This window comes from Mycobacterium sp. NGS49 (genome assembly GCF_059812565.1).
This window is the reverse complement of the sequence record NZ_JCALCX010000009.1, coordinates 1-24,657: the sequence shown is the minus strand read 5'-3', so window position 1 is coordinate 24,657 and position 24,657 is coordinate 1. Positions and strand designations below refer to the sequence as shown.

Annotated in this window: 21 protein-coding genes and 1 pseudogene; 6 read left to right on the top strand and 16 right to left on the bottom strand. The window is 64.2% G+C overall.

All coding sequences use genetic code 11. From position 1 onward, the window contains the following. Positions 1 to 72 precede the first annotated feature (72 nt). The 4 genes from nrdF to AC5Y7D_RS11190 form a co-directional block, all read right to left on the bottom strand. A complete protein-coding gene (gene nrdF, locus AC5Y7D_RS11205; protein WP_499923927.1) occupies positions 73 to 1,047 on the bottom strand; it encodes a class 1b ribonucleoside-diphosphate reductase subunit beta in 975 nt (324 codons plus the stop codon). Between the two features lie 154 nt (positions 1,048 to 1,201). Further along, positions 1,202 to 2,248 carry a YncE family protein gene (locus tag AC5Y7D_RS11200; protein ID WP_499923924.1) on the bottom strand — a complete coding sequence of 349 codons (1,047 nt, stop codon included), beginning with the start codon at positions 2,246 to 2,248 and terminating at the stop codon, positions 1,202 to 1,204. Between the two features lie 25 nt (positions 2,249 to 2,273). Further along, positions 2,274 to 3,833 carry a flavin-containing monooxygenase gene (locus AC5Y7D_RS11195; protein ID WP_499923923.1) on the bottom strand — a complete coding sequence of 520 codons (1,560 nt, stop codon included), beginning with the start codon at positions 3,831 to 3,833 and terminating at the stop codon, positions 2,274 to 2,276. A gap of 131 nt (positions 3,834 to 3,964) precedes the next feature. After that, positions 3,965 to 4,702: a TetR/AcrR family transcriptional regulator gene (locus AC5Y7D_RS11190; protein WP_499923922.1), complete on the bottom strand. Its 738-nt coding sequence runs from the start codon at positions 4,700 to 4,702 to the stop codon at positions 3,965 to 3,967. Positions 4,703 to 4,846: 144 nt separating this feature from the next. Here AC5Y7D_RS11190 and AC5Y7D_RS11185 point away from each other — a divergent pair, with 144 nt between their 5' ends. Further along, the gene (locus tag AC5Y7D_RS11185) at positions 4,847 to 5,590 is read left to right on the top strand and encodes a hypothetical protein (RefSeq protein ID WP_499923921.1); all 744 of its coding nucleotides are present in this window, start codon (positions 4,847 to 4,849) and stop codon (positions 5,588 to 5,590) included. A gap of 60 nt (positions 5,591 to 5,650) precedes the next feature. Here AC5Y7D_RS11185 and nrdE read toward each other — a convergent pair whose 3' ends face one another. From nrdE to AC5Y7D_RS11165, 4 genes are all read right to left on the bottom strand, one after another. Continuing rightward, entirely contained in the window at positions 5,651 to 7,789 is a 2,139-nt protein-coding gene (nrdE, locus tag AC5Y7D_RS11180) for a class 1b ribonucleoside-diphosphate reductase subunit alpha (RefSeq protein ID WP_499924164.1), read from the bottom strand. A gap of 8 nt (positions 7,790 to 7,797) precedes the next feature. Further along, positions 7,798 to 8,271 carry a class Ib ribonucleoside-diphosphate reductase assembly flavoprotein NrdI gene (gene nrdI / locus AC5Y7D_RS11175; RefSeq protein ID WP_499923919.1) on the bottom strand — a complete coding sequence of 158 codons (474 nt, stop codon included), beginning with the start codon at positions 8,269 to 8,271 and terminating at the stop codon, positions 7,798 to 7,800. A gap of 42 nt (positions 8,272 to 8,313) precedes the next feature. Then, positions 8,314 to 8,553 carry a redoxin NrdH gene (locus tag AC5Y7D_RS11170; RefSeq protein WP_499923918.1) on the bottom strand — a complete coding sequence of 80 codons (240 nt, stop codon included), beginning with the start codon at positions 8,551 to 8,553 and terminating at the stop codon, positions 8,314 to 8,316. 505 nt (positions 8,554 to 9,058) lie between these two features. After that, positions 9,059 to 9,619 (bottom strand): NAD(P)H-dependent oxidoreductase, encoded by a 561-nt coding sequence (locus AC5Y7D_RS11165; protein ID WP_499923917.1) that lies wholly within the window; start codon positions 9,617 to 9,619, stop codon positions 9,059 to 9,061. Positions 9,620 to 9,710: 91 nt separating this feature from the next. Between AC5Y7D_RS11165 and AC5Y7D_RS11160 the strand changes: the two genes are divergently transcribed. Beyond that, positions 9,711 to 10,337: a TetR/AcrR family transcriptional regulator gene (locus AC5Y7D_RS11160; RefSeq protein ID WP_499923916.1), complete on the top strand. Its 627-nt coding sequence runs from the start codon at positions 9,711 to 9,713 to the stop codon at positions 10,335 to 10,337. 8 nt (positions 10,338 to 10,345) lie between these two features. Further along, positions 10,346 to 11,383 carry a DNA polymerase IV gene (locus AC5Y7D_RS11155; RefSeq protein ID WP_499923914.1) on the top strand — a complete coding sequence of 346 codons (1,038 nt, stop codon included), beginning with the start codon at positions 10,346 to 10,348 and terminating at the stop codon, positions 11,381 to 11,383. Here the strand turns inward: AC5Y7D_RS11155 and AC5Y7D_RS11150 are convergent. After that, on the bottom strand, positions 11,380 to 12,252 hold the full coding sequence (locus AC5Y7D_RS11150; protein WP_499924163.1) for an SDR family oxidoreductase: 873 nt from the start codon (positions 12,250 to 12,252) through the stop codon (positions 11,380 to 11,382). The genes AC5Y7D_RS11155 and AC5Y7D_RS11150 overlap by 4 nt on opposite strands. A 389-nt stretch (positions 12,253 to 12,641) precedes the next feature. On the opposite strand from AC5Y7D_RS11150, the gene AC5Y7D_RS11145 reads away from it, so the two are divergent. Beyond that, the gene (locus AC5Y7D_RS11145; RefSeq protein ID WP_499923913.1) at positions 12,642 to 12,803 is read left to right on the top strand and encodes a hypothetical protein; all 162 of its coding nucleotides are present in this window, start codon (positions 12,642 to 12,644) and stop codon (positions 12,801 to 12,803) included. Positions 12,804 to 12,817: 14 nt separating this feature from the next. On the opposite strand, the gene AC5Y7D_RS11140 is transcribed toward AC5Y7D_RS11145, so the two are convergent. Further along, on the bottom strand, positions 12,818 to 13,471 hold the full coding sequence (locus AC5Y7D_RS11140; RefSeq protein WP_499923912.1) for a TetR/AcrR family transcriptional regulator: 654 nt from the start codon (positions 13,469 to 13,471) through the stop codon (positions 12,818 to 12,820). Positions 13,472 to 13,589: 118 nt separating this feature from the next. Between AC5Y7D_RS11140 and AC5Y7D_RS11135 the strand changes: the two genes are divergently transcribed. After that, entirely contained in the window at positions 13,590 to 15,080 is a 1,491-nt protein-coding gene (locus AC5Y7D_RS11135) for a cytochrome P450 (protein WP_499923911.1), read from the top strand. Positions 15,081 to 15,505: 425 nt separating this feature from the next. Here AC5Y7D_RS11135 and AC5Y7D_RS11130 read toward each other — a convergent pair whose 3' ends face one another. The 5 genes from AC5Y7D_RS11130 to AC5Y7D_RS11110 form a co-directional block, all read right to left on the bottom strand. Beyond that, positions 15,506 to 16,030, bottom strand: a complete 525-nt coding sequence (locus AC5Y7D_RS11130) for a hypothetical protein (protein WP_499923910.1) — start codon at positions 16,028 to 16,030, stop codon at positions 15,506 to 15,508. 146 nt (positions 16,031 to 16,176) lie between these two features. Then, positions 16,177 to 18,153: a PE family protein gene (locus tag AC5Y7D_RS11125; protein ID WP_499923909.1), complete on the bottom strand. Its 1,977-nt coding sequence runs from the start codon at positions 18,151 to 18,153 to the stop codon at positions 16,177 to 16,179. A 642-nt stretch (positions 18,154 to 18,795) separates the two neighbouring features. Further along, on the bottom strand, positions 18,796 to 20,154 hold the full coding sequence (locus AC5Y7D_RS11120) for a lipase family protein (protein ID WP_499923908.1): 1,359 nt from the start codon (positions 20,152 to 20,154) through the stop codon (positions 18,796 to 18,798). 425 nt (positions 20,155 to 20,579) lie between these two features. After that, positions 20,580 to 21,419 carry a PPE family protein gene (locus AC5Y7D_RS11115; RefSeq protein ID WP_499923907.1) on the bottom strand — a complete coding sequence of 280 codons (840 nt, stop codon included), beginning with the start codon at positions 21,417 to 21,419 and terminating at the stop codon, positions 20,580 to 20,582. A gap of 54 nt (positions 21,420 to 21,473) precedes the next feature. Beyond that, positions 21,474 to 22,631 carry a PPE family protein gene (locus AC5Y7D_RS11110; RefSeq protein WP_499923906.1) on the bottom strand — a complete coding sequence of 386 codons (1,158 nt, stop codon included), beginning with the start codon at positions 22,629 to 22,631 and terminating at the stop codon, positions 21,474 to 21,476. Between the two features lie 479 nt (positions 22,632 to 23,110). Between AC5Y7D_RS11110 and AC5Y7D_RS11105 the strand changes: the two genes are divergently transcribed. After that, positions 23,111 to 23,332: a hypothetical protein gene (locus AC5Y7D_RS11105; RefSeq protein WP_499923905.1), complete on the top strand. Its 222-nt coding sequence runs from the start codon at positions 23,111 to 23,113 to the stop codon at positions 23,330 to 23,332. A gap of 257 nt (positions 23,333 to 23,589) precedes the next feature. Here the strand turns inward: AC5Y7D_RS11105 and AC5Y7D_RS11100 are convergent. Further along, positions 23,590 to 24,657, bottom strand: a pseudogene (locus AC5Y7D_RS11100) (PE family protein); the annotation flags it as partial.

The following is a 24,657-nucleotide window of genomic DNA, read 5'->3' as shown; positions in this document are numbered from 1 at the left end:
CGAAAGCGAGGTCGACGACGCCACTTGCCGAGGGGCGCGGGTGAGACTATTCACGCGTCGTTCATGACGGTGTCAGAAGTCCCAGTCCTCGTCCTCGGTAACCACGGCCTTGCCGATCACGTACGACGACCCCGAGCCCGAGAAGAAGTCGTGGTTCTCGTCGGCGTTCGGTGACAGCGCTGACAGGATCGCCGGGTTCACGTCGGTCTCGTCGCGCGGGAACAGCGCCTCGTAGCCGAGATTCATCAGCGCCTTGTTGGCGTTGTAGCGCAGGAACTTCTTGACATCCTCGGTGAGCCCTACCTCGTCGTAGAGATCCTGGGTGTACTCGACCTCGTTGTCGTACAGCTCGAACAGCAGCTCGTAGGTGTAGTCCTTTAGCTCGGCGCGCTTGGCCTCGTCTTCCAGCGCCAGGCCGCGCTGGTACTTGTAGCCGATGTAGTACCCGTGCACCGCCTCGTCGCGGATGATCAGCCGGATCATGTCGGCGGTGTTGGTCAGCTTGGCCCGGCTCGACCAGTACATCGGCAGGTAGAACCCGGAGTAGAACAGGAAGCTCTCCAGCAGCGTGGAGGCCACCTTGCGCTTGAGCGGCTCGTCGCCGCGGTAGTACTCGAGCACGATCTCGGCCTTGCGCTGCAGGTTGGGGTTCTCTTCCGACCAGCGGAACGCGTCGTCGATCTCAGCGGTCGAGCACAGCGTGGAGAAGATCTGGCTGTAGCTCTTGGCGTGCACCGACTCCATGAAGGCGATGTTGGTGTACACCGCCTCCTCGTGCGGGGTCAGCGCGTCCGGGATCAGGCTGACCGCACCGACGGTGCCCTGGATAGTGTCCAGCATCGTGAGGCCGGTGAAGACCCGCATCGTCAGCTGCTTCTCGGCGGCAGTCAGCGTGCCCCAGGACGGGATGTCGTTGGACACCGGCACCTTCTCGGGCAGCCAGAAGTTTCCGGTCAACCGGTCCCACACTTCGGCGTCTTTGTCGTCTTGCAGACGGTTCCAGTTGATCGCCGAAACACGGTCGATCAGCTTTGCATTTCCACTCACCAGAACCCCACTTCACCAGACTGATTTGGCTGCCGGCTGCGCCGGATGTGCTTAGGCCTCAGACACTACCCCTGGGGTACGACAAGCCGCCGGAACACAAGTGGTTGTGTTTTGCGCGTGTCGCAATCAACGCGACGGCACCCGATCGCCGAGGTCAGGGCGTGGCCTCGATGATCTGCACGACGCCTGCGCTCGCCCCCGCGACGAACAGCCGGCCGGTGTCCGCGTCGACCCCGACCGTGTACGGATTCTGTACCGTCGGAAAGCGCTGCACCTCACGCGGCTTCGCATCCGCCATGTCGTAGCCGACGACTTCGTTGGTTCCCGACGACGCGACCCAGAGCAGGTCACGCGGCCAGTCGTAAGCGATGCCGTACGGACCACCGGGCTGAGCCACGCTGGCCACCTCGCGCGGCACGGGCAGCGGGGTGAACACCCGTACGGCATCGCCGCGCGTGTCGGCGGCGATCATCCGGCCGTGCCGGTCAGCCACCAGGTGCGTCGGACCCGCCCCGGCCGGCGTCGAGCCCACGATGGTCAGCCGTTCGGCGTCGTAGACGGTCAGGTCGTTCCTGCGGACATCCAGCACACCCATCGACGTCCCCACCGCCGCCGTACCGGCCGGCTGGACACTGTCGGCGAAGACCTTCACGATGTGATCGCCGCGCAGCACGGCCACTGTCGCGCCGTGTTCGTTCGCGACGAACACGGCACCGTTGGCCGCCGCCGCGGCGTCGTGGGGGTGCTCGCCGGTGTGGACGGCCGGCAGCGACTTGCCCTCCGGCAACTCGACGCGGACCAGGACATCGGCCGTTTCGACCGGAACCAGCACCGGTCCACCCGGTCCGGCCAGTTGTAGGTGCCGGACCGTGCCCGGCAGCCGGACCCGGCCGGTGATGGTGCCGGAGGTGGCGTCCAGCAACACGAGTTCGTCGGGGTTACGGGTGGCGACGGCGACGGTGCGCGTCTGCGCATCCACCGCCACCCCTTCGGGCGCCTCGCCGACCCGCACGAGTCGTCCGGGCAGCGTCCGCTGCGGCGGCGGTGCCCGCTGCGGCTCGGCCGCAGGTGGCAGCCCCGCCGTGGTGGCCGGGGGTTTCCCCGCGGTGGGCACCGGCGCCGATCCCCCGCCCTGCTGACCGCAGCCGGCGAGCAGGACAACGAGACCGGCGGCGAGTCGAACGCGGAACTGTCGGGGCACTTGCCCGTTGTACCCCCAAGTGGGGCTAACGCGCCGCGGCGACCTTCGGCTTGCTCTTTCCAGACCCCTTGCCGACACCCAGGAACTGATACTCCTCGGGCTTCACCGAACGGGTGGCCATCCAGTACTGCCAGGTGTAGCCGCCCCACAACACCGTGTTCTTGCCGTGCTCGTCGAGATACCAGCTGCTGCATCCCCCGCTGCTCCACACCGAGTGGGACAGCTTCTCCTGCAGCTCGCTGTTGAACCGGTCCTGCGCTTCGCGGGTCGGAGCCAGGGCTTGGGCGTTCATCTTGTCGCACTTGGCGATCGCGTCGGCGACGTAGTGGATCTGGGATTCGATCATGAACACCACCGAGTTGTGCCCCAGCCCCGTGTTGGGACCCAACAGGAAGAACAGGTTCGGCACGTCGGCGACGGTGATGCCCCGGTGCGCGCCGATGCCCTCGCGGTTCCACCGGTCCACCAGGTCTTCGCCGTGCCGGCCCTTGACCTGGACGTAGGTGTAAGAGTCGGTGACATGGAAGCCGGTGGCGTACACGATCACGTCCACCGCACGCTCACGACCGTCCGCGGTGACGATCCCAGAGGGGGTGATTCGAGTGATGCCCTCGGTGATCAACTCGGTCCTGGGGTGTGCAACGGCCCGGTAATAGGTGGACGAGTTGAGGATTCGCTTGCAGCCGATGCGGTACTTGGGGGTCAGCTTGCGGCGCAGTTCGCGGTCCTTGACCGAGCGCCGGATATTCCACTTGCAGTACGCCTCAATGAATTTCAGCGCATTCGGGCGCTTTGTCATGCCGAAGGCGAGCGCTTCCTGGGTCCAGTAGATCGCCAGCCGAGCCAAGGCGCGTAACCCGGGAACGTTCTCCATGGCAGTGCGCAGTGAGCGCGGAATCTCGGGGTTGGACCGCGGCACCACCCAGGGCGGGGTGCGCTGGTAGAGCTGAAGCCCGGCGACCTGCTCGACGATCTCGGGCACGATCTGAATGGCGCTGGCACCGGTTCCGATGATCGCCACCCGCTTGCCGGTCAGGTCGACGCTGTGGTCCCATTCCGCGGAATGGAATGCGGGACCGATGAATTCGTCACGGCCTTCGATGTCGGGGAAGGACGGGATGTGCAGGGCGCCAGCCCCCGAGACGAGGAACTGGGCCACATACTCACGCCCATCGACGGTGAACACATGCCAGCGGTACTCGTCGTCGTCCCAGTAGGCCCGATCGACCAGCGAGTTGAACTCGATGTAACGCCGGAGCCCGTATTTGTCGGTGACGCCTTTGAGGTAATCCCAGATTTCGGGCTGGAAGGAGAACGGGTTCTTCCAGTCCGGCTTGGGCTCGAACGAGTACGAGTACAGATGCGACGGGATGTCGCAGGCGCAGCCGGGGTAGCTGTTGTCGCGCCACGTGCCCCCGATGTCGTCGGCCTTCTCCAAGATGACGAAGTCCACGCCCGCCTTCTGCAGCGCGATGGCCATACCGAGGCCGGAGAATCCGGTCCCGATGATGACGGTGCGGGTGTGAATCGGCTCGGACTGCGGTTTCTCGGTTGCTTCGGTATCCGAGGTCACGACGTCGGTCATGGTGATCTTTCCTGTTGTGTCCGCTACTGGCGGGCGCACGCACTTAAACGCAAATACCCAGTACCCGGGGTATCGGATATCTCCGAGTGTTATCGATCCCCGCGAGGATGTCAACGTCGCGGCGGCTCAGCTCACGGCAATGCGGCGGGCAGCGCATCGTGGATGGGCTTGTCGGGGTCCATCGCGATGCCCAGCGTTTCGGCGGTACCGACAATGACGCCCATCATGATCGTGGTCAGCTGGCTGACGAACTGCTCACGCGTCATCGACCGCGGGCTGTCCGGTTCGGGGCCCAGCCACCATTCCGTGGCCGACGCGGCGCACCCGAACGCCGAGAAAGCAGCGAGTTCGAGCGCGGCGGCGTCCAGCTCCATGTCCCGCAGTTCGTTGTTGAACATCTCGGCAATGGTCAGCGTGATCTCGCGGCCCTCGTTCAGCGTCCGCACGGTGGCCTTGGACTGGGCGCTGGAGCTGCCCTGAATGAAGACCCGCATGACGTTGGGGTGCTGGTCAAGAAGGGTGACGAACTCTTCGACCGCGCGGTGTATCACCTGGCGGGCCGAATCGGTGGCCAGATTGATCGACGGGAAGATCGCGGCCCACAACATGTCGCGCAGCCGTTCCCCGATGGCGAGGAACAGGTCGGACTTGTCGGTGAAGTGCCGGTAGATCTTCGGCTTGGCGGTGCCGGCCTCCTCGGCGATCTCCCGCACGCTCAACTCCGGCCCCAGCCGGTCGATCGCGCGGAAGGCGGCGTCGACGATCTCGGCGCGCACCTTCTTGCGGTGCTCGCGCCAACGCTCGCTGCGGGCATCGACTTTCACCCCCGGCTTGACGCTCGGGGGGTGCGGCCGCGGGATTCTCACCACGTCAAGCACCTTACCGCTTGGGCGCCGCTGACCTGCGCAGACCGGGCGCTCACCACCCGGCCGAATGTGAATCCCGACACAACACGCGGACTGAGCGTCGTGGGATTCACCGTCGGCCCTAGGGCACGCGCTCATAATCATCGGATGCGCCGAACACGACTCATCGCCGGTGGACGCCGATCGCTACGCGGCGCAACGGTATGCACAACTCTCGTACTTGCCGCGGCCGCCGGCACCGCATGCCACACCTCGAATACGCCCGCGGCTCCGAGTTCATCGGCGGTAGGGTCGCCCGGCCCTGCAGCTTCCACGCCCGCGGCGGCGAAAACGCAGGTCGTCAACGTGGTGGCGGTCGTCGACGGAGAACCTGCCAACAGCTACCGCGACACGACAACCGGAGAGGTGAGCGGCACCGTCTCGAGGTGTGATGCCTCGCCCTCAGCCGTCGACCCCGGTATCTATCGATGTTCACCGTCAGTAGCGGCCGCCGACGTCTGCTGGAAATCGACTGCGCCGACTCTGTTGTGCGTCGACGATCCGTGGAAGAAACAACTTCACCGGCTGAGGGTGACCGATGCGCTGCCTGCCGTCCAACCGGTGTCGTTGCCGCGGCCGTTCGCCCTGCTATTGGACGACGGCACGCAGTGTCGAATTCGTAACGGAGGTGCCTGGGGTGGCCGCGACGACGGCCTGGTCGGCGCCTACGGATGCAGCGGTAAGGACGTCGTCTTGATGGCAACCGCGGATAATTCGATGCCCATCGATCGTTCCCAACCGCTGTGGACGGTGAAGCTGGGTCCACTCGGAGCCGGCGACGCGCATTTCCCACCCCCGCAGACGCGCTCGGTGACCACGGCTTGGTTCGCGGCAACGAGCAGCCCTGGCTAAGTTCCCGAAAAGGCGATGTCGAGGCCCTGAACGACGATCCGCGGGTTGCCCCGAATTGCCTTAGAGCATGCAGGACACGCAGCCCTCGACCTCTGTTCCTTCCAAGGCCATCTGGCGCAGCCGGATGTAGTACAGCGTCTTGATTCCCTTGCGCCAGGCGTAGATCTGCGCCTTGTTCACGTCACGTGTGGTGGCGGTGTCTTTGAAGAACAGCGTCAGCGACAGTCCCTGATCCACGTGCTGCGTGGCCGCGGCGTAGGTGTCGATGATCTTCTCGTAGCCGATCTCGTACGCGTCCTGGTAGTACTGCAGGTTGTCGTTGGTCATGTACGGCGCCGGGTAGTAGACGCGACCGATCTTGCCTTCCTTGCGGATCTCCACCTTGGACACGATCGGGTGGATCGACGACGTCGAATGGTTGATATAGGAGATCGACCCGGTCGGCGGCACCGCCTGCAGGTTCTGGTTGTAGATGCCGTGCGCTTGCACCGATTCCTTGAGCCGCTTCCAGTCATCCTGGTTAGGGATGCGGATTCCGGCGTCGGCGAAGAGCTGGCGCACCTTCTCGGTCGCGGGCTCCCATGCCTGGTCGGTGTACTTGTCGAAGAACTCACCCGAGGCGTACTTGGAACGCTCGAAACCCTTGAAATGCGTTCCTCGTTCGATCGCGATGCGGTTCGAGGCGCGCAGCGCGTGGTAGAGCACGGTGTAGAAGTAGATATTGGTGAAGTCGATACCTTCTTCGGAGCCGTAGAAGATCTCCTCGCGGGCGAGGTACCCGTGCAGGTTCATCTGCCCCAGCCCGATCGCGTGGGAGTCGTTGTTGCCCTGCTCGATCGACGGCACCGATGTGATGTGAGTTTGGTCGCTGACCGCGGTCAGCGCGCGGATCGCCACCTCGATGGTCTGTGCGAAGTCGGGTGAGTCCATCGTCTTGGCGATGTTCAGCGATCCGAGGTTGCACGAAATGTCTTTGCCCACTTTCGCGTACGACAGGTCGTCGTTGAAAAGCGACGGCGTGGAAACCTGCAGGATCTCCGAGCACAGGTTCGAGTGGGTGATCTTGCCCTCGATGGGGTTGGCCCGGTTCACCGTGTCCTCGAACATGATGTACGGGTAGCCCGACTCGAACTGCAGCTCGGCGAGCGTCTGAAAGAACTCGCGGGCCTTGATCTTGGTCTTGCGGATGCGCGCGTCGTCGACCATCTCGTAGTACTTCTCGGTCACCGAGATGTCGGCGAACGCCATGCCGTAGACCCGTTCGACGTCGTACGGCGAGAACAGGTACATGTCCTCGTTATTCTTGGCCAACTCGAAGGTGATGTCGGGGATCACCACGCCCAGGCTCAGCGTCTTGATCCGGATCTTCTCGTCGGCATTCTCTCGTTTCGTGTCCAGGAAACGGTAGATGTCGGGATGGTGGGCGTTGAGGTACACCGCGCCGGCGCCCTGACGGGCACCCAATTGGTTGGCGTAGGAGAACGAGTCCTCGAGCAGTTTCATGATCGGGATGACGCCGGAGGACTGGTTCTCGATGTTCTTGATCGGCGCGCCATGCTCGCGAATGTTGGTGAGCAGCAACGCGACTCCGCCGCCCCGCTTGGACAGCTGCAGCGCGGAGTTGATGGACCGCCCGATCGACTCCATGTTGTCCTCGATACGCAGCAGGAAGCAGCTCACCGGTTCGCCGCGCTGCTTCTTGCCGGAGTTCAGGAACGTCGGGGTGGCCGGCTGGAATCGGCCCTCGATGATCTCGTCCACCAGCTTCTCGGCGAGCGCGGTGTCCCCGGCGGCCAGAGTGAGCGAGACCATCACGACGCGGTCCTCGAAGCGCTCCAGATAACGCTTCCCGTCGAAGGTCTTCAAGGTGTAGGAGGTGTAGTACTTGAAGGCGCCCAGGAACGTCGGGAAGCGGAATTTCTTGGCGTAGGCGCGGTCCAGCAGGGTCTTGACGAAATTGCGTGAGTACTGGTCGAGAACCTCACGCTCGTAGTAGTTCTCGCGAATCAGGTAATCGAGTTTCTCGTCCTGATTGTGGAAGAAGACGGTGTTCTGGTTGACGTGCTCCAGGAAGTACTGGCGTGCGGCGAGCACGTCCTTGTCGAACTGAATCTTGCCGTCCGCGTCGTACAGGTTCAGCCGCGCGTTGAGCGCGTGGTAATCCAGCTCCGCCGCGCCTCCCGCAAGGTGGGGGTGCACGCCGGCGGTTACAGGCTCTGCAGTGACGGTTGGTGGCACGTCTGTTCCTTCCAATATTGAGCCCAGAAGTGAGCGAGGCCGTCGCGCACGGCGGCCACGTCGTCCTCGGTGCCCATGAGTTCGAACCGGTAGAGGTACGGAACACCGCATTTGCGGGAGATCACGTTGCCCGCGTAGGCGAATTCCGCACCGAAGTTGTTGTTGCCCGCGGCGATGACGCCGCGGATCAGCGAACGGTTGTGTTCGTTGTTCAAGAAAGCGATGACCTGCTTGGGGACGTAGCCACCGTCATTGATGTTCGGAGCCGCCCGGCCGCCGCCATAGGTGGGCAACACCAGCACGTACGGTTCGTCGACCTCGATTCGGCCGTGCAGCGGTATCCGCGTGGCGGGAACACCCAGCTTCTGCACGAAGCGGTGGGTGTTCTCCGACACGGACGAGAAGTAGACCAGGTTGCGCCCCGCGATCTCTGAGATGTCCATGAGGCACCGCAACCCTTCCTCTTATCTAGATCGTCTGCCGCACTAAGCGCTCATCGCCGATTCGGCGAGTGCCTTGATGCGGTCGGGCCGGAAGCCGGACCAGTGTGCGTTGTCGGCCACCACCACGGGCGCCTGCAGGTAGCCGAGCGCCATCACGTAGTCGCGCGCCTCGGGGTCCAGGGTGATGTCGACTTTCCGGTAGTCGATGCCCTGCTTGTCCAGCGCCTTGTAGGTGGCGACACACTGCACACAGGCGGGCTTGGTGTAGACGGTGATGCTCATGGGCGTACCGCTCCTTTGCGGGGGGAGTTAACGGGACTGGCAACGACTGGGGTGGTACATCCGCGCTATGTTCAGCGGCCCGGCGAGCCCCCAGATTCCCGTCGTGCGGCGTCCGTTCCGAGCCGGCCGGGCTCGAATCGGTTGCGTCGATTCTGGGAAGTTCATCGGGCCGCGGGACCTGGTGAACCTGGGATCTGCCGGTGCTCGAAACACTACACCTAGGGGGTGACAACGAGAAGAGATACAACATGTTCTGAATAACATTTTTGAAATTCCCAGGTCGTAAGCGTGTCGACGCCGCCTTGTCGGCGTGTCGTAGATCACAACAACGCGCGGAAGGTGTACCGAACCTCGACATGGTGTCGGGTATATCAGCCGGCACCGACAAGTTCGGGCCGGCGACATCGGCGCCCCAGCCAGCAAAGCCGTCGACGGGGTCCGTCGACGGCTTTGACCAGAGCGTTATCCGGGAGTTGTCACCCGCCGGCGATCCCGTGCAGCGAAGTCAGCCGACCTCGGCGGCCAGCTTTTCCACCACGTCCCGCACGTTGGCCGACAACTCCGCGTTGTCGGCCGGGGCACCGTCGCCCAGGGTCCGAAACGGCACCGACAGCTTGATCGCCTCGCTCACCCGCGCGCCGGCGATCCCGAATGACTTGCGCGTCTCGTCGTGGGCCCATACTCCGCCGTACTGGCCCAGCGAGCCGCCGATCACCGCTAGCGGCTTGTCTTTCAGGGCGCCGTCGCCGAAGGGTCGCGACAGCCAGTCGATCGCATTCTTGACCACGGCGGGAATGCTTCCGTTGTATTCCGGAGTGACCACCAGAGCGGCGTCGGCCCCGGCGGCCGCGGCTCGCAGCGCCTCGGCCTGCGCAGGAGCCTGGTCCAGCTCGCTGTTCATCGCGTCGTCGATATCCTCGTTGTAAAAAGGCACCTCCCCGAGCCCGTCGAATATCGACACCGTGACGCCCTCCGGCGCCACGTCGGCCGCCAATTGGGCAATCTGCCGGTTGACCGACCCCGCACGCAGGCTGCCCACCAAGGCCAAGATCTTGATTCCCGACACTGTTACGTCCCCTTCGGATTGTTGGTCTTCATCGTCGCACCTATTAAGCGGACTTTAGTCCGTTTTATTCCGGTCGCGTTAAGGTGCAGTGGTGGGCGGTGTCGAGAAGCTGCGCGGATTACCGGTATCCGCGCACGAAGACTTGACGACAGAACCGCTGCCGGAGCGAAGCGATGCCGCACGAAACCGGGCGCTGCTGCTGGAGGCGGCACGCCGGCTGGTCGCCCAGCGCGGTGCCCACGCGGTCACCATGGACGACATCGCCGCGGCCGCCGGTGTCGGCAAGGGGACGTTATTTCGCCGGTTCGGCAGCCGATCCGGGCTCATGCTGGTGCTACTCGACGAAGACGAAAAGGCCAGCCAACAGGCATTCCTGTTCGGCCCACCGCCGTTGGGGCCCGACGCGCCACCCTTGGAGCGGCTCGTCGCGTTCGGTCGCGAACGGATGCGCTTCGTGCACACCCACCGTGAAGTCATGTCCGCGGCCAGCCGTGACCCGCATATGCGCCACGTGGGAGCCGCCGTCGTGCTGCGCACGCACGTCCGCACGCTGTTGCAGGCCGCGCACACCACAGGAGACCTGGGCATCCAGACCGACGCGCTGCTTGCCCTGCTCGACGTCGACTATGTCCAGCACCAACTCACCGAGGGCGGCCACACGATGCATACGCTTGCCGATGCCTGGGCGAGCCTGGCCAACAAACTGTGTGGCCGATAACCGCTGACATGTCGCACTGGGTCCTGCACGTCGACCTCGACCAGTTTCTCGCCGCGGTCGAGCTGCGCCGGCATCCCGATCTCGTCGGCCTCCCTGTCATCGTCGGCGGCAGCGGTGATCCCACCGAACCGCGCAAGGTGGTCACGTGTGCTTCCTACGAGGCCCGCGAGTTCGGCGTGCACGCCGGCATGCCGTTGCGTGCCGCAGCCCGCCGCTGCCCGGGTGCCACCTTCCTCGCCTCGGATCCCGCCGCCTACGACGCGGCCTCCGAACACGTGATGGGACTGTTGCGCGACCTCGGTCATCCCGTCGAAGTATGGGGATGGGACGAGGCCTACGTCGGCGTGCCGTCCGATCCGGTGGCGGTCGCCGAGAACATTCGCACGGTCATCGCCATGGAGACCGGGCTGTCCTGCTCGGTAGGCATCAGCGACAACAAGCAACGCGCCAAGGTCGCGACCGGCTTTGCGAAACCGGCCGGCATCTTCGCGCTCACCGACGCCAACTGGATGACGCTGATGGCCGACCGTCCGGTCGACGCACTCTGGGGCATCGGCCCCAAGACCTCCAAAAAGCTTGCTGCCCTTGAGATCACCACGGTGGCACAACTCGCGAACGCCGACGGAGAGCTGCTGACTTCCGCGTTCGGCCCACGCACCGGCCTGTGGTTACTGTTGCTTGCCAAGGGCGGCGGAGACACCGAGGTCAGCGCGCAGCCGTGGATACCGCGCTCGCGCAGTCATGTCGTCACCTTCCCGCGCGACCTCACCGACCGCACTGAAATGGAGTCGGCGGTAACCGATTTGGCAACACGGGCACTCGACGACGTGGTGCGCATGCACCCCGGGGGGCGCATCGTCACCCGGGTAGCCGTCACCGTCCGCACCGCGACCTTCTACACCCGCACCAAGATCCGCAAGCTGGACACTCCCACCACCGACTCCGGCGTCATCACCGCCGCGGCCCTGCGGATCCTGGACCTGTTCGAACTCGACCGCCCCATCCGCCTGCTCGGCGTGCGCCTGGAACTGGAAATGCCTTCCTAGCGCACCGGGGGCCCGGGCCGCAGCGCACGCGTGAAGATCGCGTTGACTTGGCGCATCGCCACGCTGTACGGCCACCAGGCCAGCCGTTTGAACGCGTACAGCGCCCTGATGTCCTGCGAGGTGTAGATCAGGTATCGCTTGCGCGCCACGCCGGCCAGGATCTTCTCGGCGGCCCGCTCCGGGGAGACCGCATGGCCGCTGAAGCGGTCCACCCAGCGGGCGACGTGCGGGTGTTCGCGGTCCACACCGGCGATCTCGACGGTGTTGACCAACGGAGTCTGCACAGCGCCGGGCACCACCACCGACACCGTGATGCGATGCCGGTGGAGGTCGAATCGCAGCACTTCGGAAAGACCGCGCAGCCCGTACTTGCTGGCGCTGTAGGCGGCATGCCAGGGCAGCGCGACGATTCCGGCCGCCGAGGAAACATTGACCACATGCCCACCGCGTCGGGCTGCGATCATCTGCGGGACGAAGGACTCGATCACGTGGATCGGGCCCATCAGGTTGACCGAGATCATCTTGTCCCAATGGTCGTGGGTCAACCGGTCGACGGTCCCCCACGCCGAAACGCCGGCGATGTTGAGCACCACGTCCATCGTGGAGTGACCGGCGTGGATGTCGGCCGCGAACGCGGCTACCTGCTCGTAGTCGGCGATGTCCAGCACCCGGTGCGCGGGCACGTCCGCACCGAGCGCCCGGGCGTCGGCCACGGTTTGCGCCAACCCGTCGGCGTCGCGGTCGGTCAGATAAAGTTCGGCGCCCTGCGCCGCCAGCCGCAGCGCGGTGGCGCGGCCGATGCCACTCGCCGCGCCGGTCACGAAACACCGCTTGCCCGCGAAATACTCCGTGGAGCCACCCTGCACCATGGCCGGAACGATACCGCCGGGCCCGACACGGCCAGACAACCCGGCACCTTGACGATTCGCCTTGCGCCGGTGTTCTCGCACTGCATTTGCATCCGAAGATTGGATGCCGGCTGTGTAAAAATTGTTTACACGCGCCGCTTGGCGGCCAGATAAAGAACCACTCGGCAAGGATCAGACGTGCTGTCGAAGATCCGTCGCACGACGCGAAATATGCTGCATGCCAGGTTATTTCATTCACCTACAGATAACAAACATCACCACTCCCGCAATTCACCATTGCGCCGGTTCCGCCCAAAAACTTCATTCCAAATCCCCATTTACGCCTGGTCCAGGCTGAGCTAAAGTTCGATTCTCCATCGCACACCGCATTACCCATGAAAGGGGCATTCATGAATACAAAAGCCAGGACGCGGGCGATTCGGCTATTGGTGGCCGCCGCGCTGGCCACAGCCGTCGTCAGCACGACGGCGGCCTGCGGGGCTGACCTCCACACCAATTACCAGCTCCAGTCCGGCGGCGAGAACACAGCGCCGCAGCACACCAACAGCTGATCGCGCGGGGGCGGTCAGGTCTGGCGGGCCGGCCCGCCCCAAAGCGCGTTGAGCCACATCTGCTCCAGCACGCGCACCCGGCGCTCGAGATCGCTGTCGCGCCCGACCAGCAGGGGGTCGCCCGTCAGCATCAGCGACGTGACCCCGGCCAGCGTGCGGATCAGCGTCGGCAGGTCGTCGCTGATCGGCTGTGCGGTTCCGGCCCTCATCTCCGCATCGACGATGCTGACGATCTGCTGGAGCACCGCCTCGAACTGCCGATCGAGAATCGAGCGGATTTCGATATCGGTGTGGCGAGCCGCATTGCAGGCGCTCATCACCGGGTCGTTGTGCACGTAGACGGCGGCGGCACTGCCGACCATTCGTTTGGCGAACTGCTCCGGCGTCTCCCCCGGCTGCCGCGGGGCGAAGTACTGCGTCAGCTCCTCGAGTTCTTCGGCCGCCTCGGCCAGGATCTGCGCGAGCACCGAGTATTTCGAGTCGAAATAGAAGTAGAAGCCCGATCGCGCCACCCCGGCCCGCAGGCTGATCGCGCTGACCGAGAGTTCGGAAAACGGCTCCTCTTCGAGCAGCTCACGAACCGCCTGCATGATCGCTTGGCGGTGCTTGTCGCCGCGCCGTCGCGACGCCGGCGCCCCCTGGCCCTCGTCAGCGGCCTGACTACTCACTTCGCGATCACACCCTGACCTTGCACCACACCAATCCAAAAAGAAAACTTGACAGGCGTCAAGTCGGTCCGAAATAGTGAAAAGTGACGGTGACCACAACCGGTGAGGAGCGCGTGTCATGTCCGCTGGAAGGGCGACCATCAGCACCCCGGACTACCTCCTGGACCAGGCCAAGCGCCGGTTTACGCCGTCTTTCAACAACTTTCCCGGCATGGGCCTGGTCGAACGCAAGCTGCGCAACACCCAGTTCCCGGAGAAAACACTTGCCGACCCGCCGCCGGGCAGCGGACTCAAGCCGGTCGTGGGCGACGCCGGCCTGCCGATCCTCGGGCACATGATCGAGTTGCTGCGCGGCGGGCCCGAATACCTGATGTTTCTCTACGAGACCAAGGGTCCGCTCATCTTCGGCGACTCGCCGTTTCTGCCGTTCGTCACGGCCCTGGGGCCGGACGCCGCGCAGGCAATTTACTCCAACCGCAACAAGGACTTCTCCCAGCAGGGGTGGGTACCGGTGATCGGCCCCTTCTTCCGCCGCGGCCTGATGCTGCTCGATTTCGAGGAGCACATGTTCCACCGGCGGATCATGCAAGAAGCCTTCATCCGCTCTCGCCTGGTGGGCTACCTCGAGCACATCGACCAAGTGGTGCAGCACGTCATTGCCGATGACTGGGTGACCAACGACGCCCGCTTCCTGCTCTATCCGGCGATGAAGGAGATGACGCTCGACATCGCCTCGATGGTTTTCATGGGACATGAACCCGGCACCGATCGTGAGTTGGTCACCAGGGTGAACAAGGCATTCACCACGACTACAAGGGCCGGCAACGCCGTCATCCGCAAAGGGGTCCCGCCGTTCACGTGGTGGCGCGGGCTCAAGGCCCGGGAGTTGCTGGAGGACTATTTCGCCGAACGGGTCAAGGAACGGCGCGGCAAGGACGGCAACGACCTGCTGACGGTGCTGTGTCAGACCGAGGACGAGGACGGCAACGGGTTCTCTGACGAAGATGTCATCAATCACATGATCTTCCTGATGATGGCCGCGCACGACACCTCCACGTCGACGGCCACCACGATGATCTACCACTTGGCCGCGCACCCGGAGTGGCAGCAACGCTGCCGCGACGAATCGGACCGCCTCGGAGACGGCCCCTTGGACATCGAGTCGTTGGAGAAGCTGGAATCACTCGATCTGGTGATGAACGAATCGATCCGATTGGTCACACCCGTCCAGTGGGCGATGCGCAGGACGGTGCGGGACACCGAACTGCTCGGCCATTACCTGCCGAAGGGGACCAACGTCACCGCATTCCCTGGGATGAACCATCGTCTGCCCGAAATCTGGACCGACCCACTGAAATTCGACCCCGAACGGTTCACCGAGCCACGCAATGAGCACAAGCGGCACCGGTATGCGTTCACCCCGTTCGGCGGCGGAGCGCACAAGTGCATCGGGATGGTGTTCGGCCAGTTGGAAGTCAAGACGATCCTGCACCGGCTGCTGCGCCGCTACCAGTTGGAGCTGCCCCGGCCCGACTACAAGCCGCGCTGGGACTACGGCGGCATGCCGGTACCGATGGACGGCATGCACATCGTGTTGCGCCCGCTCTGAGCCGCGGGGCTTTGTGTGGAGCCAATCCAGCCCTGTTGCGCCGACGAACCCAACCCCTCCAATTCGGCACGTTCGTCCTCGGTCAACACGATCTGCGCAGCGTGCGGTGACGGCATCACTCATTCAACAAGAACCCACGAATTAACGACTCAACACACGAGATTTTTCTGCACCATCCGTTCCAGCACCGGTCGCGGCCGGACAGCCGGTCAAGTGCGGGGAACTGCAATCCCATTCACCGAGGTGTCTGCTCCACTGGGATGATCTTCGGGGCTGCGCTCGACGAGCGGCTCGTGCGTCACAGGGCTTCGTGGTCGCCGTATCTCACCGACCCAGCGCTCCTCGACAACCGCATGGAGGTAGGCGGTGAGACTGTTGGTGACAACCGCAAAACAGTCATCGGTCGGGGATTCATCGGGCATCCCTCAGTAGTCCGGACTGCTCGCGACTCGGCGATGGGAGCGACGCCGTCCGTGCGGTCGAAGGGCTTCAATCGGCTCCGGCTGCACCTCGAAAGTGTGCCGCGTCGCTAGTCCTCCGACTTCGACCGCGGCATCAATCGGTCGAAAATTCAGCTGGCCGATATCGGAGACATCGGGCTCGATGACCGCCGTGTCGGCGATAGCGGCTTTCGGCACTTTTATGGCATTACTTGACTCGGTCCGCGACGGCTGGCGGCGCCGCCGAAGCGATACACCGCGTGTGCCCAAGTCTACAAATTCGGACTCAATTGTAGCGGCATTCTTGTCCAAAGTAGATTTACGAGCAGAGATGATGGCCTCCGGTTCAAAAGTCGGAGCGGTGACAATATAGTGCCAGGAAAAGCTTAAAAGTCCTTTGATCGGCGAGGGCGGTGCTTTCGGATCGTCGACAGGATCACCGTAAACTCGCCGCCTCAGCACTTCGGTTTCAACGATCAGTCTGGTGCGGGTGCAATTAACGAAAAGCACATACTGTCGTAGTTAAGTCATGAACGAACTGAAGATTGGACGAATGGACAACAACGTCGACACTTTCTTCACCTCCAGTCCGACCCTGATCAGTGGGATCGTCCACGCATTTCGCTGGGTCGACGCTGCGGTAACGTTGAGTTACTTCATCCGCTTTGCCCGGACTTGCCGTTGAGACCCGCAGTACCATCCAAGCCTTGAATACCATCGGTATTGGTACCCACTCCACCTACCCCGCCGGTGCCGAACGCACCGCCCACCCCACCTGCTCCGCCGCCACCGCCTTGGCCGACGTTGCCGTCGGCACCGCTTTGGCCGAACAAGGATCCACCAGCTCCGCCGACGCCGCGGGTGCCGGCGGCACCGCCGGCACCGCCGGTACCGCCGTCGCCCCCGTTACCGCCGTCCCCGCCGTCGCCTCCGATGCCGGTGGCTTGTCCGCCATCGCCGACTCCACCGAAGCCTGCATTTCCGCCCGCACCACCGACACCGCCGGTGCCGCCGACACCGCCGTTGCCCGAATTGCCGCCTTGACCACCGTTGCCGATCAGCCCTGCGTCGCCGCCGTTACCGCCAACACCCCCGACGCCGCCGCGGCCACCGGTGCCACCGGTCGCACCGTCGCCCGCGTCGCCGCCGGCACCGCCGATTGCCTCCCCACCGGAATTGGCGGCTCCGCCATTACCGCCGATCGCGCCGGCACCACCGCTCGCGCCCGCGCCTCCTGCCCCGCCGGTCCCGCCCGAGCCGCCGGCACCACCGTTACCGATCAGGAGACCGCCTCGGCCACCGTTGCCGCCAGATCCCCCCTGACCGCCGTCTCCGCCGGACGCACCGATTCCCCCATTGCCGCCAACACCGCCGTCACCCCCTTGAGCCAGATCACCCGACAGCGAAGTGGCCTGGCCACCATCAGCGCCAGGAGCACCGGCGCTGTCTTCTATTGAAAGACGATCTCCAGCGAGTATCAACGTAGAGTGGCCGCCGACGCCGCCGGTCCCTCCGGTCCCGCCATCTCCACCGGCACCACCGTGGCCAATCAAAATGCCACCGCGTCCACCGTCCCCGCCGGCGCCTCCCTGAGAAGCATCGCCACCGCCGGGCCCAGTCTGCCCGTTAATGCCGTTGCCGCCATTTGTCGCGATGGCTTCGCCGTCCTGGGTCACGTCGGTACCGGGGGTCGCCCCCTGCCCGAATACGAACCTGTTGCTGTTATCGCCGACTACGCCGTCGCCGCCCCGGCCGCCATCACCGCCATTGCCAAACAGCCCGGCGTCGCCGCCTTTTCCGCCAGCACTAAAGATGCCGCCCGCCCCGCCGTCGCCACCATTCCCGAGCAAAGAGCCACCTGTACCCCCTTGGCCCCCCCTGCGTCCGTCGCCGCCGTCGCCACCGTCGCCACCGTCGCCGATAAAGCCGGCATTACCACCGTCGCCACCCGCAACCCCACTACTGCCTACGCCGCCGTTACCACCGTTGCCGAAGAAAAATGCGTTGCCTCCGGCGCCGGAAATGGCTCCGGCTCCACCACTGCCGCCGTTGCCACCGTTGCCGAACAGCAGTCCGCCGTTGCCACCGTTGCCGCCGTTGAAACCGGTAGCGCCGCTGCCACCGTTGCCGCCGTTGCCAATGAGTCCGGCGTTGCCTCCGGTCCCACCGGCTTGGCCCGAGGCTCCGTTGCCGCCGTTGCCACCATTGCCGAACAGCAGTCCTCCGTCGCCGCCGTTCTGTCCGGGCCCGCCGTTGGCGCCGTTGCCGATAAGCGGGCGCCCCAGCAGCGCGTTTGTAGGTGCATTGATCCACTCCAACAGTTCTTGCTCAAAGCTACGCAGCGGCGAGACGCTAGCGGCTTCGGCACTGGCATAGGTGCTCGCTGTCGATGCCATCGTCTTCACAAACTCCGAGTACAACACCTCGGCTTTGGCGCTGACTTGGTGATAGTCCTGCGCATACCCGGAGAACAACGCCGCCACCGCAGCCGACACCTCGTCTTCTGCGGCCGCAGCTAGTCCAATGGTGTTGGTCGACGCCAGCGCATGTGCTGATTTCAGCGTCGACCCGACCCCGGACAAGTCGGCAGCGGCGGTAATTATTTCTTCGGGCAATACAGTCAAGAACGACATAAATAATACCTCGTTTCTCCATCAAAATGCCGCATATCAGACGTCTTGGTTACGTAATGTTCATCGATGTATTTTTTTGTCCACAAATGAGCATTCTCGTGGGTCTTATTCAGCATCCATCGATCAACAGACTGCGCGTTAACAGAGGCGGCGAAGCCGGAAACAATTCGTGTGAAAGTTGTGCACGTTGTGGTGTCGATTTCCCAGGCGTCGGGATCGGAAAACAGGGGAGACGACGACTCAGGACGGCGACCTCACTTGATTGAGTCAGGGCAAACGGCGTCGTTCATTGCCTACCTTTCCAACACAGGCCCGGCCAATCAGTTCTTGGGCATGCGGCACATACAGTTGATGATTTCTAGTATCCACGCCGACCAACGAGTAAGGAAATACGTATTGCCGATATCCCCATATCGCGATTTGATGGCCACGGCTCGCGAATGTACTGGTTAAGTCTTGATGTGATGAGTCATAGCGCAACGACTGAACGTGAATTGTGCGCACCGCAGCGACAGACGGGAAACCAGTAGGGCACTTGCACGTGCTGGAAACCAGTTGCGACGAGAGCCACCCAGCCAGACTCAAGGCGCCGCTGAATTCATGCGCCCCCACCTGGTTGTCACGTAATGCATCGGCTGCAGTTCAGAGCGGGCGGCGGTGGATCGTCCGGCCGGTGATGACCTTGGCCGCGATCACGGCCAGGCGTGCCATTCCTATGTAGGTCATCGGGTTGAACATGGTCGGCCAGGTGGTGCGGATGAGGTTGTCGGTCAGCGGCCGACCGGCAAACCGGTCGATGAGCCAGCGCAGCGCCATCGGCGACGACAGCGGGTGCAGCAGCATGTGCTCGTTGAACGCGTCCCGGTGGTAGGTGACGTCGGCGCCGCCGGCTGAATACGAATCCGCCAGAGCGTCGATATCGTCGACGGCGATCAAATAGTCGTGCACGGCCTGCACGATCAACACCGGCGGCGTCGGCACCGCGACACCCAGGGTGGTGTCGTCAATGACATGCGCGACCCCCGGCGTTGCCAGAATGTCCTCCAACGGGTGGTCGAGGTAGTCACCGATGTTTCTGTTTGCCATCGAGATGAGCGCTTCGGCGGTCGTCATCCGCTCCATGCTCTCGAGCATGGCCAGGCCGTCCTCGTTGGCGTGCTCCTTGATCACCGCATCCAGGTCGGGATAGGCACGGGTGAGCGCCGCCACCACCAGAGCGGGCAGCCCGGCGAGCAGGCTGCCGTTGAGCCGTTTGAAGGTGTTTCCGAGGTTGCCCACGGGTGATCCCAGTACCGCACCGACGATGTCGAGTTCGGGGGCGTAGTCGCCGCACATTTCCGCGGCCCAGGCGCTGGCCAAGCCGCCGCCGGAGTAGCCCCACAGCCCGATCGGCGCCGATGCGGGCACGCCGAGCCGTTCGGAACTGCGTACGGCTCGCAGGCCGTCCAGCACCCGGTAGCCGGGTTCATACGGGGTGCCCCACAGCCCGTGCAGGCCCTCGTGGTCGGGTACCGAGACCGCCCATCCTTCGGCGACGGCGGCGCTGATCAGCAGCAGTTCGAGCTGGGCCAGCGAGCCGACGGCCTTGGCCCGGCGCCGCAGCGCGTAGGACGGGAAGCACCGGGACGAGATGGCGTCGATCGCGCACTGATACGACAGCAGGGGCATGGTCTTGCCGGGAGCCACCTCCTTGGGCAGGAGCACCGTCGTCACCGTCGCCTCCGGCTTACCGTTCATGTCCGTCGTGCGATACAGCAACTGGGTGGCCGTGGTGGACTGCGGGATCAGGCCCATGAAGGCCAGCTCGACGTCGCGGGAGCGCAGCACCGTGCCGGGTGCGGCGTGCTCGAAGCCCGCCGGCGGCTGGTAGAAGGGGTCGTCCGCCGGGAGCAGCGGGCGCACTTTACGCTGCAACTCCTCGTGCGCGGACCGCCCGATCCACTGCGTTCGATCTGGTCGGGCGCTAGCGGCAGCTTTGCCTCCTTCATGGTCGCGGAACATCCGATCGCGGTCCTTGTCTCTCTCACTGGCGCTAATGAAACAGTGCTTAACTCAATGCAATAGACGGCCAACTCCGGCTCGTGGCCGGCTCACCGGCAGCCCAAAGAAGTCTTAGTGGCACTGACATGCGGCATTGCGGTGCTCGACGTACTCGGGGAGTTGTCTTTCTCAATGACTCCTCGATAAACCCATCAGCTTTCCGCCAATTGCGTGCAGACGCGGTGCTGAAGTCAGTCCCCCTAGGTCCTGCGGTGCCGAACCCTCGGCGTGTGCAATAACACGCTCTCGAGCCGCACCTCTATCGAATGTGGCGACTCCGGCCTCACCCCTTCACAATCTTTTGTGCGCCAAGACTGCAGATGAGCGCCGATCGGGATTTCGAACCTCGCGCCGCCGCTGTGGATTCATGGGACCGGTCTCCGTGATCAGCGCCGCGGAACGGGCCCACCGGGCCTAGTGGGACCGACAACGCCAGGCGCAGGTGCTGCTGGCGACATGGGAGCGGTGGTCGAGGGCGCTGTAGGTCGCAAGTTTGGCGACGCCGGGCTAGTCGTCGAAGGCGTCGGTGAGATCGTGGGACGGGAGGACGGCGATGCCGGCGCTATCGGAGCGGTAGGTCTCGGCGTTGGTGACAGAGGTCGAGTTGTGGAGGGCTGGCCTAGCGCCGGCGCAGATGGCGAGTTCGGGGCCGCGGCCGTGCCGCGTGAACGAGATTCGCTGGGTGAGGATGGCGCGGCGGGCACGAATCGCGCAAGTTGCTCGACGGGGTGCAATTGTGACGCTGCTTGCGATGCGCCGGCGTGATAAGCCGACATTGCAGCCACATCCTGTGCCCACATTTCCTCGTATTCGACCTCCTTCGCCGCTATCGCTGGGAAGTTGAAGCCGAAGAAGTTCGCTCTAGCCAGGGCTGACGTAACCGCGCGATTCGCCGCGATGACCGCTGAAGGAACGGCCGCCGCACGTGCCCCCTCAAAAGCCGTCGCTACCGCAGCGGCCTGGCCGGCCGCCTGCTCTGAGTGGATCGCTGCCGTAGCGAGAAACGCCGCGTACGGGGCAGCTGCCTCCGTCATCTTGACTGCAGCGGCGCCCTGCCACGGTCCGTTGGCGAGGTTCGTCGTCAGCGATCCGAATGATGCTGCGGCTGAACGTAACTCGGCCGCGAGGCCTTCCCATGAATTCGCGGCTGAAAACATTGGTGCTGACCCTGCTCCCCTATACAGAAGCGCTGAAGTAATCTCGGGCGGCAAAGTAGCGAAAGACATGATCTTCCTTTCAAGTTCGACGCAATTGGACTGAGTGGTTGGTGTTTATCTGGGCTAGACCCCGGTTCGGGGTACGACGCTGGGTCGTGACTTGGTGTATAGGTTTACGGCCCCGCCCATAGCTCGTGTGAGCGGAGTCGCGCCCGCGCTGCTCGGAGCCATCGGCAGCATCGGCGTCCCGCCGCCTGCTGCCGCAGCTTGTTCAGTCATTAGTGCATCACCAGTGGTGGCATTGAGATTGGACAGCGCTGATGCTGTAGCTCCGTTCTCAATCCCGGCGACGGCCCCAGCCCACCCCGCGGGCACCGAAAGCGCGCCCGCCAATCGGGCTTCACCTAGCGCCGCAGACGCCGCTGTTCCGCTGTAGCCGGTAGTTGCAGGCAGCTTAGCTTCTGAACCCATCAAGGCACTTGTCCAATTGGCCTCCGCGGGCAAAGCCGCACCGGTAGCCGAATTCGCACCTTGCATGCCGAATTGCATGCCCGAGCTCAGCAGCATCATGGCGGGTTGCATGAGTGAGCCGACCGGCGACGCAAGTGTCTGCGCCGCAGTAAACGCTGGTGCCACAACGTCTTGCAGTGACGGCAACGTGACGTCCGGGGCGTCCGAGGCCACCTGAGATGCCGCCGTCAACGTGGCGGCCGCCTCCGATTGGGCAACAGGCAGAAGGTCCGCTGCAGTACCGGCCAGAGATGGCGGATCTTCGAGAGGAGCTAGTGTCGCAAACCCAGCTGCCTGAGTCTGGTAACTCAACATCGCAGAGACATCCTGCGACCACATCTCGCCGTACTCAGCTTCAACTGCGGCAATGGCCGGCGAATTCTGACCGAACGCGTTAGTGGCAACCAGGGAAGCCAATTGCATCCGGTTTGCGATCACCAGGGCTGGATGCACAGATGACGCCTGTGCTGTTTCGAAGGCACCTACTGCCAAACGGATCTTTGCGGCAGAGTCTTCCGCCTGCGCCGCCGTCAGGTGCAACCACTCGACGTAAGGACCTGAGGCAGTCACCATCGCCTCGGAAGATGTCCCGGACCATGAGTCCTGGGCCAGCGTCGAAATCAACGCCTCAACCGAAGATGCTGACCCGCGCAGATCCGCGGCCAACGACTGCCAACTGTTTGCGGCGACGACCAACTCCGCCGGACCAGGCCCACCAAAAATCAAGCCAGAGTTGACCTCTGGGGGCAGTGATGCGAAATCAACTGTCATACAGACGATTAGACCATAGAACTGTCACCGACCGCCCCGGTGAGGCATATCACAAAGGCGGAGAAACGGTCGCCTCGGCCAGCCAAACGGCAGGCGAATCACAGGCTTTTATCGGCAGCGTTTACTACTGTCCACTGCAGAAGATTGCGATCAGCGTAAAGCCATGTTTGCACCAATATACCTCTGCCACAACGCTTTTAGACATTTTGCATGACGGCGCAAGAGGTCAGCAAGTTTGGATCGCGGCGCAACAAGGCCCCCCTGGCGCACGCCTGTCAGGTATCCGATCCCCAACCTTTACCTATGGTGATATACGAAATACGTAGTACCCCAGATACTTAAATCAAATCGTGCGAGTTGCGCTGCACGTGCGACAAGAGCGACCCGATCGGCGACGAAGCAGCGGCACGAATCGGTCTGGCAAACAAAGGAAGGGGCGTACCTGATCTCGCCGCCGGACCAATCGAAAGCCCACCAGGATGCTGCGCATCACCCGCAACGGTGAGGCCAAACCCCGCTGCGCCGCACTCAACACCCTGTGCTCGATGGTTATCACCGCACCCGAGCCACTACGCACGCACCTGCGTGCCCTGTCCACGGCGCAGCTAGTCACCGCCTGCGCACTTCTGAGCCTCGGCCTGACCAACCTCGCCGAGCTGTCCAGGCACGTCGCGTGCTCAGCCGGCATGGGACACCAATAGCACCGATGACCGATTACGACGCGTATCGGCGGAACCCTTGCCGCGTAAGCGCCGAGCTAATCAAACCCCGCTGACCTTGGGGCACCGCCGCGCAGGCCAAGATGCCGCCGCCGAAGGGGTCGACTGGTTCCATCACCGCCGGCGCTACGAGTCCTACCGCGGACATCCCACCAGCCAACTCGGATGCCGCCTACTACCGTGAACACCAGCCCCACCGTCCGGTCGGGAGTTCAGAAACAAAGCGACCGGGGGTTCAACTAGCCGTTCTGGCCGGAGTTGCCATTGATGCCTGCGGTGCCGGCCTGGCCGTCAGCGCCGGATTCGGTGGTTCCGTTGCCGCCGACGCCGCCCGCGCCGGACCCGCCGCCAGTTCCGCCGGTTCCCCCGGTGCCTCCCTGGGCACTGTTGCCACTGGCGCCATCCTGACCGAGCAAGAATCCGCTGGACCCACCCTGGCCTGTTGTGCCGCTGGCGCCTCCGTTACCCCCATCCCCACCGGTGCCGCCATTACCGCCATTCCCGCCATCGCCGCCAAAGCCTCCTGCTTGAGCTGAGGTTCCGTTGCCGCTCCCACCAGCGCCCCCGCCGCCGCCAACACCGCCGATACCCCCGGTGCCTCCTGTGCCACCGATCCCGGCGTTGCCGCCTTGGCCCCCATTGCCAAACAGGAGCCCGCCGTCACCACCGGAGCCACCGCTCCCTCCTGCACCGCCAGTGCCACCAGTGCCACCCACGCCCGCGACACCGCCATCACCGCCGTCGCCACCGACAGCTTGTAAGGCACCCGCCTGCGCAGTGCCACCATTGCCGCCGAGAGCGCCGTTCCCGCCGATCGCGCCGTTGCCTCCGGTCCCACCGGTTCCGCCCGCCCCCCCCGCGCCGCCGTTGCCGATCAGTAGGCCGCCGCGGCCACCAGCGCCGCCTGTCCCGCCAGTACCACCCACACCACCAGAAGCGCCCGTGCCGCCATCGCCACCCAGGCCGCCACGGCCGCCGGTAGAGTTCCCGCCAGTACCGGATAGGGAATTCCCGCCGTTGCCGCCGGCACCGCCGTCGCCGCCGGTGGCGATCCCTACGGTGCCGTTGCCCCCGGAACCTCCCGCTGCATTTCCTGCATTCGTAGCGGCCAGTCCGCCGTCGCCGCCGGCGCCTCCGATTCCGCCGACGCCGCCAGCCCCCCCACTGCCAGCGGCAACGTTGCCCTGGCTACCTTCGGAAACAGCGTCGCCGCCGGGGCCGCCCGTGCCCCCGACGGCCGCAAACGCACCATCTTGGCCATCGCCGCCATTAGTGGCAACCGCATCACCACCAGTGACAACGCTCAC

Coding starts and splice junctions, on each gene's coding strand:
- AC5Y7D_RS11105 (WP_499923905.1), top strand. CDS start 23,111: ATGCTGCGCATCACCCGCAACGGTGAGGCCAAACCCCGCTGCGCCGCA.
- AC5Y7D_RS11195 (WP_499923923.1), bottom strand. CDS start 3,833: ATGACCGACGTCGTGACCTCGGATACCGAAGCAACCGAGAAACCGCAG.
- AC5Y7D_RS11145 (WP_499923913.1), top strand. CDS start 12,642: ATGAATACAAAAGCCAGGACGCGGGCGATTCGGCTATTGGTGGCCGCC.
- AC5Y7D_RS11170 (WP_499923918.1), bottom strand. CDS start 8,553: ATGAGCATCACCGTCTACACCAAGCCCGCCTGTGTGCAGTGTGTCGCC.
- nrdI (WP_499923919.1), bottom strand. CDS start 8,271: ATGGACATCTCAGAGATCGCGGGGCGCAACCTGGTCTACTTCTCGTCC.
- AC5Y7D_RS11185 (WP_499923921.1), top strand. CDS start 4,847: ATGCGCCGAACACGACTCATCGCCGGTGGACGCCGATCGCTACGCGGC.
- AC5Y7D_RS11155 (WP_499923914.1), top strand. CDS start 10,346: ATGTCGCACTGGGTCCTGCACGTCGACCTCGACCAGTTTCTCGCCGCG.
- AC5Y7D_RS11120 (WP_499923908.1), bottom strand. CDS start 20,154: ATGTTCCGCGACCATGAAGGAGGCAAAGCTGCCGCTAGCGCCCGACCA.
- AC5Y7D_RS11115 (WP_499923907.1), bottom strand. CDS start 21,419: ATGTCTTTCGCTACTTTGCCGCCCGAGATTACTTCAGCGCTTCTGTAT.
- AC5Y7D_RS11135 (WP_499923911.1), top strand. CDS start 13,590: ATGTCCGCTGGAAGGGCGACCATCAGCACCCCGGACTACCTCCTGGAC.
- AC5Y7D_RS11110 (WP_499923906.1), bottom strand. CDS start 22,631: ATGACAGTTGATTTCGCATCACTGCCCCCAGAGGTCAACTCTGGCTTG.
- AC5Y7D_RS11150 (WP_499924163.1), bottom strand. CDS start 12,252: ATGGTGCAGGGTGGCTCCACGGAGTATTTCGCGGGCAAGCGGTGTTTC.
- AC5Y7D_RS11125 (WP_499923909.1), bottom strand. CDS start 18,153: ATGTCGTTCTTGACTGTATTGCCCGAAGAAATAATTACCGCCGCTGCC.